This is a genomic window from Sphingomonas sp., from assembly GCF_019242355.1.
GTDB lineage: Bacteria > Pseudomonadota > Alphaproteobacteria > Sphingomonadales > Sphingomonadaceae > Sphingomicrobium.
In genome coordinates, this window is record NZ_JAFAVR010000056.1 from 1 (window position 1) to 6069 (window position 6069).

Consider the following 6069-nt stretch of genomic DNA (forward strand, 5'->3'; position numbering starts at 1 on the left):
GAACGCCGGAAGAGGCGACGGATAGGCCGGCGTTCCCCACAGCGCCGCCAGCTGGGCCCTGGTCTGAACCGCCGCGATGCGGTCGAGATAGGGGCGGGCAGGCGCGAGGCCGCGGGCTTCGATGGCCGGCTGGTCCATCCAGCTTGCATAGAGATCGCCGATCTGCTGTCCGATGTGGCCCGACGCCGACGGGTCCCGGGCCGAATCCTCGACCACCGAGCGGACGTCCTTGTCGATCTGGTCGTTGAGCACGGAATCGATGCCGACGAACGTCCGGTCGGGCGCAATGTCTGTGTGGCTGTACCAGCTGCCGTTGACGTAGGCGAAGAAGTCATCGCCTGGCTTGACCGAGCGGTTCATCGCGGCCGGATTGTAGCCCCAGGTGCCAAACACCGGCGGAGCGGCGTCGGCCACCATTGGCGCAATCGCCAGCATGCACGCGGACGCGAGCGTCATCACCTTGTATCGCATAGTCTTCCCACCCCTTGCCGGAACCGGCGAAGGCTTGCCCGACCAACGGCCGATTCGACAATGCTTTTCGACCAACCGCTACGGTGGCCCCAACGATCAGCCGGCGGGAAGGCTCAGCGTGGCCAGCAGGCCGCCGAGGTCCTCGCTCTCGCCGAGCGTGATGCTGCCGCCATAGATTTCAGCGACGTCACGCACGATCGCGAGGCCGAGGCCGGTCCCCGGCTTGCCGGTCGTGTCGAGACGGGCGCCGCGCTCAAAGATTGACGCGCGGTCGGCTTCGGGGATTCCGTGGCCGTCATCCTCGACGAGCACATCGACGTTGGCGCCGTTGCGCTCGACGGTCACGAAGACTCGGCCGCCGCCATATTTGGCGGCATTCTCGACGAGGTTGCCAAGCATTTCGTCAAGGTCCTGCCGCTCGACCCGGGCCTCCGCCTTGTGGTCGCCAGCAATGTCGACAGTCACCTCCTCGTACAGGCGATCGACCGCGCGCTGCACCGCCTTCAGGCTCTGCCACACGGTTGCCCGCGCCTGCGCCGACGCTCGGCGGCCGATCGCGCGGGCGCGGGCGAGGTGGTGGTCGACCTGCCGCCGCATCACCTGCGCCTCGCGGCAGACCGTATCGGCAAGCTCGGGCGTCCGCGCCGTTGCCGCATTGGTGATGACTGTCAGGGGCGTCTTGAGCGCATGGGCGAGATTGCCGGCGTGGCGACGCGCCTCTTCGGCCTGCGCCTCGCTGTGCGCGAACAGCGCGTTGATTTCCTCGGTCAGCGGCCGGATCTCCGCGGGGAAATCGTTCCCGATTCGGGTCTTCTGCCCAGAGCGGATCGCCGCCACCTCACGGCGCACGCGGCGGAGCGGCCACAGGCCGTAGAAGGTCTGCAGCGCGGCGAGCATGAACAGCCCGACGCCAAGCGCGGTGAAGCTCCAGAACAGGATCGAGCGCAGATGGTGGATCTCGTCGTTCAGCGATTCCCGGGACTCGGCGACCTGGAAGCGCCAGCGGATCGGCGAGCCCGGCAGGATTGCATCGCGCTCGGCGATCCGAAGCGGCTCCGAACGGTGCCGGGTCGAGAACTCGTCGCTGTCGTAGCGATGCGGCGCGACGTCATTGTGGTTGCCGACAACGTGCAGCCGCCGATCCCAAAGCGAGGGCGATGGATAGCAGAGCGCCGAAACCGCACCCGACTTGCACGAGTCACCCGCGGCGTCGGTGACCTGGAAATAAAGACCGGAATATGCCTCGGCGAAGCGCTGGTCGGCAGGCGCCCGGTTGAAGCGAACGCCGCCATCGGGGCCGATCTCCGACGTGCCGATCATCGAATTGAGGATGAACACCAGCTGGTTGTCGTAGGAATCGACGATCCATCGAGAAATCACTCGGTCGAGCGCGAATCCGCCGATCAGCAGCAACGCGATGATCCACAAGGCGGCGACGACGATCAGCCGTCGAGTCAGCGATCCGCTGGCGCGCGGAATCGACCCATCGCTGTCGGGCCGCCGCTCTTCGGCCGCCGCCGTGACCGGGGCGGCGGATTCGTTCAACTTGCCGGTTCCTCCAGGCTGTAACCGAGGCCTCGAATGGTGGTGATCACGTCGGCGCCGAGCTTCTTCCGGATGCGCGTCACGAACACTTCGATCGTGTTGGAATCGCGGTCGAAGTCCTGGTCGTAGATATGCTCGATGAGCTCGGTCCGGCTGACCACCTTGCCCTTGTGGTGGAGGAGGTAGGAGAGGAGCTTGTATTCCTGCGCGGTGAGCTTGACCGGCTCGCCTGCCTTGGTGACCTTGCCCGATCGCGTGTCGAGCCGGATGTCGCCCGACACAAGCTCGGACGACGCATTGCCCGACGAGCGGCGGATCAGCGCGCGCAGGCGGGCGATCAGCTCCTCGGTCTGGAACGGCTTGGCGAGATAGTCGTCGGCACCGGCGTCAAGCCCCGCAACCTTGTCCGACCAGCTGTCACGGGCGGTAAGGACGAGCACGGGCATCTTGCGCCCCTCCTTGCGCCAGCGATCGAGGACGGTGAGGCCATCCACCTCCGGCAGGCCGAGATCGAGGATCACGGCATCATAGCTTTCGGTCGATCCGAGATAATGGCCGTCCTCGCCATCGGTGGCGAGGTCCACCGCATAGCCCGCGCCCTCGAGCGTCGAGCGCAGCTGCCGCCCGAGATTGGGTTCGTCTTCGACGATCAGGACGCGCATGAAATCTTCCCGCTGATGTTCACCCTGTCCGCCTCAACCCGTCGCCGGACAATCGGTTGCTTGGCCGGAACGATACCGGGCTTGCAAGGGCCTGCCCGACTATGAATTGGGATCGGCCTCATCAAAGCCGGTGCCGCCCATCAATTCGAAGATGAGCCCCAGGACATAGAGCAACGGCCGCAACCCGAAAATCACGAAGCTGAACAGGGCGACGGTCCAGAAGACGCTCCAAGAGATGGTCGACTTAAGGAGGTTGCGCGAGTTGGGGTCCATCGCCTTCGGTCCCCCGCGCCGGCGGCCTAGCGCGACCGGCGGATGATGCGTCCGGTCTGGCTATCGACATCGACCCAGATGACGCGGCCGTTCTGCATGAATTTCAGCCGATAGGTGCCGCGGTTGAGTTCCGGCCCGAGATATTCGGCGCCCGGCATCAGCGGCATGACCCGGCGCTCGAGCTGGGGCAGGGGCATGGCGCGCCCCTGCTGAACGTCGAGAAACACCCGGTCCGAGTCCCGCTGAGGCCAGCCGCGCGGCCCATCGTCGCGCTCCTGCCAGCCGGGCTGCGGCTGCCCTCCATGGCGCGGCCCGGCAACCGCCGGAGCGCTGGCAAGGGCTGCGGCCAACAGGCCGGCGACAAGGGATCGGAACACAGTCATCACGCGACTCTTTCAACGGCTGTTCTATCATGGTCCATTGAATGCGTTATGAATGCCGTTGAACAGATGCGTTCAGGGTCACAGCCGTTGCCAAAGGGCAACATTCGCGACCGATGCGGCTTCCCGATCGAGGTTCTATCGCGATAAGGGCTGCCCGCGATGGCTCCACCGATCCTTTCCTATGAAGACCTTGGCCTCATCCAGGGCGATGGCTGGCTGTTTCGCGGCCTCGACCTCTACGTCGGCGCGCGCGACCGGCTAGCATTGATCGGACGCAACGGCGCCGGCAAGACGACGCTTCTCAAGTGCCTCGCCGGCCTGATCGACACCGACGAGGGTAAGCGCACCATCGTGCCCGGGACGCACGTCGTGCTGCTCGAGCAGGACCCGGCGATGGGCGGCTTCGCGACGCTCGAGGACTGGGTGCTGCACGGTACCGATGCTCCGGCGGCGCATGAGGCCGCGGCCATCGCCGACCAGCTTGGCATCGACCTCGGCCGGGCGGTGGCGACGGCGAGCGGCGGCGAGCGGCGTCGCGCCGCGATTGCTCGCGCGCTTGCGCAGGGGCCCGACCTGCTGCTCCTTGACGAGCCGACCAACCATCTCGACCTCGGCGCGATCGAATGGCTCGAGGATTGGCTGAAGCGCTTCACCGGCGCGTTCATCGTCATCAGCCACGATCGCACCTTCCTCACCCGCCTGACGCGCTCCTGCATCTGGCTCGACCGCGGGCAGCTGCGGCGTTCGGAAATCGGCTTCGGCGGGTTCGAGGCGTGGACCGAACGCGTTTACGATGAGGAGGCGCGCGCCGCCGAGAAGCTCGATGCAAAGCTGAAGCTCGAGCTTCACTGGCTGCAGCGGGGTGTCACGGCGCGCCGCCGTCGCAACCAGGGACGTCTCTCCAAATTGCACGAAATGCGTGCGCAGCGCGCCGCGATGCTCGGCCCGGCCGGTTCGGCCAAGCTTGGATTGGCGAAGGACGATGTGCGCACCAAGACCGTCATCGACGCCGAGCAGGTGTCGAAAAGCTTCGGCGACCGACGAATCATCCGCGATTTCTCGCTGCGCATCCAGCGAGGCGACCGCATCGGCCTGGTCGGCCCGAACGGCGCCGGCAAGACGACGCTCCTTAAGCTTCTGACCGGGGAGCTGGCGCCCGACACGGGGACCGTCAGCCTCGCCAAGACGCTGAGCGGCATCGTCATCGATCAGCAGCGCAAGCTGATGGAGCCGGGCAAGCGCGTGAAGGACGTGCTCGCCAATGGCGGCGACTGGATCGAAGTGCGCGGGGTCAAGAAGCACATCAAGGGCTATCTCAAGGAGTTCCTGTTCGACCCGGCGCTGACCGACGCGCCGATCGGCTCACTGTCGGGCGGCGAGCGCTCCCGGCTGCTGCTGGCGCGGGAGTTCGCGCGCGAGGCGAACCTGCTGGTGCTCGACGAGCCGACCAACGACCTCGACCTCGAGACGCTCGATCTCTTGCAGGAGGTCATTGCCGATTATGAAGGCACCGTCCTCATCGTCAGCCACGACCGTGACTTCCTCGACCGGACGGTGACGATCACGCTCGGCCTCGACGGGTCGGGCAAGGTCGACATCGTCGCCGGCGGTTACGAGGATTGGGTCCGCAAAAGGTACGAGGCGGCCCGCGCTCCAGCCAAGGGCGGGTCGCGCCCGGCGGCGAAGGACAACGCGCCCGCTGCCCGGCCGACGAGCGGGAAAGCGGCGAAGCTCTCCTACAAGGACCAGCGCGACTTTGACCGGCTGCCAGGCGAGATCGAGCGGCTGCAGTTGGAGGTCGCGGCCGATGAGGCGGCGCTGTCCGACGCGGACCTGTTCCTCAAGAACCCCGACCGCTTCACCCAGCTGACCGAGCGCATCGCCCGCCATCGCGCCGACATCGAAGCTGCCGAGGAACGCTGGCTCGAGGTCGCGGAAATGGCGGAAGCCGTCGGCGCCTGACGAGCGTTAGCTGCCCAGCTGGTATTGCTTCAGCAGGTCATAGAGGGTTGGCCGGCTGATCCCCAGAAGCTTGGCCGCGCCCGAGATATTGTTCTCGGTGCGGCTCATCGCGTGCCGAATCGCGCGGCGGTCGGCTATCTCGCGCGCCGCGCGCAGGTTGATCGCGTCTGGCGCGGCGGCCGCGGTGCCGGGCAGGTCGAGGTCTGCCGCTCCGACGCTCCGCCCGTCCGCCATGATGACCGCGCGCTTGATCCGGTTTTCGAGCTCCCGGACGTTGCCCGGCCAGGCGTAGCCGTCGATCGCCGCCACCGCGTCCGGCCCGAGCGACTGCACTTTCGGGTTCAGCTCTCGGGCGAAGCGGTTCACGAAATGCCGCGCTAGCAGGACCGCGTCGCCGGGCCGCTCGGCGAGCGACGGAATCTTCACGACGATCTCGGCGAGGCGATAATAGAGGTCCTCGCGGAACCGGCCGTCGCCGATCATCGCCTCGAGGTTCTGGTGAGTCGCGCAGACGATGCGGGTATCGACCGCGATCGGCTGCCGCCCCCCGATGCGCTCGATGACGCGCTCCTGCAGGAAGCGCAGAAGCTTCACCTGCAGGGGCAGGGGAATGTCGCCGACCTCGTCGAGGAACAGGGTGCCGCCCTCGGCAAGCTCAATCTTGCCGACATTGGTCTTGACCGCCCCGGTGAATGCCCCGCGCTCATAGCCGAAGAGCTCCGCCTCGAGCAGGTTCTCGGGGATGGCAGCACAATTGATCGCAACGAACGCGC

7 protein-coding genes are annotated in these 6069 nt (G+C 66.6%); 1 reads left to right on the top strand and 6 read right to left on the bottom strand.

The genetic code is table 11. From position 1 onward, the window contains the following. The 5 genes from JOZ79_RS02385 to JOZ79_RS02405 form a co-directional block, all read right to left on the bottom strand. The coding region (locus JOZ79_RS02385; protein ID WP_294070057.1) for a M13 family metallopeptidase N-terminal domain-containing protein at positions 1 to 471 on the bottom strand (471 nt) is incomplete at its 3' end. A 96-nt stretch (positions 472 to 567) separates the two neighbouring features. Beyond that, positions 568 to 1950: a HAMP domain-containing sensor histidine kinase gene (locus JOZ79_RS02390; RefSeq protein ID WP_294070072.1), complete on the bottom strand. Its 1383-nt coding sequence runs from the start codon at positions 1948 to 1950 to the stop codon at positions 568 to 570. 62 nt (positions 1951 to 2012) lie between these two features. Beyond that, on the bottom strand, positions 2013 to 2678 hold the full coding sequence (locus JOZ79_RS02395) for a response regulator transcription factor (RefSeq protein ID WP_294070059.1): 666 nt from the start codon (positions 2676 to 2678) through the stop codon (positions 2013 to 2015). A 99-nt stretch (positions 2679 to 2777) separates the two neighbouring features. Then, positions 2778 to 2951, bottom strand: coding sequence for a hypothetical protein (locus JOZ79_RS02400; protein ID WP_294070061.1), 174 nt, complete (start codon positions 2949 to 2951; stop codon positions 2778 to 2780). A 26-nt stretch (positions 2952 to 2977) separates the two neighbouring features. Beyond that, on the bottom strand, positions 2978 to 3334 hold the full coding sequence (locus tag JOZ79_RS02405) for a hypothetical protein (protein ID WP_294070064.1): 357 nt from the start codon (positions 3332 to 3334) through the stop codon (positions 2978 to 2980). Positions 3335 to 3493: 159 nt separating this feature from the next. On the opposite strand from JOZ79_RS02405, the gene JOZ79_RS02410 reads away from it, so the two are divergent. Beyond that, on the top strand, positions 3494 to 5296 hold the full coding sequence (locus JOZ79_RS02410; protein WP_294070067.1) for an ATP-binding cassette domain-containing protein: 1803 nt from the start codon (positions 3494 to 3496) through the stop codon (positions 5294 to 5296). A 6-nt stretch (positions 5297 to 5302) separates the two neighbouring features. On the opposite strand, the gene JOZ79_RS02415 is transcribed toward JOZ79_RS02410, so the two are convergent. Further along, positions 5303 to 6069: sigma 54-interacting transcriptional regulator (locus JOZ79_RS02415; protein ID WP_294070070.1), on the bottom strand; the 767-nt coding region annotated here is incomplete at its 5' end.

What these genes read in the sequence shown, in the direction of transcription:
- JOZ79_RS02395 (WP_294070059.1), bottom strand. Translation starts at nt 2,678, where the DNA reads ATGCGCGTCCTGATCGTCGAAGACGAACCCAATCTCGGGCGGCAGCTG.
- JOZ79_RS02400 (WP_294070061.1), bottom strand. Translation starts at nt 2,951, where the DNA reads ATGGACCCCAACTCGCGCAACCTCCTTAAGTCGACCATCTCTTGGAGC.
- JOZ79_RS02410 (WP_294070067.1), top strand. Translation starts at nt 3,494, where the DNA reads ATGGCTCCACCGATCCTTTCCTATGAAGACCTTGGCCTCATCCAGGGC.
- JOZ79_RS02405 (WP_294070064.1), bottom strand. Translation starts at nt 3,334, where the DNA reads ATGACTGTGTTCCGATCCCTTGTCGCCGGCCTGTTGGCCGCAGCCCTT.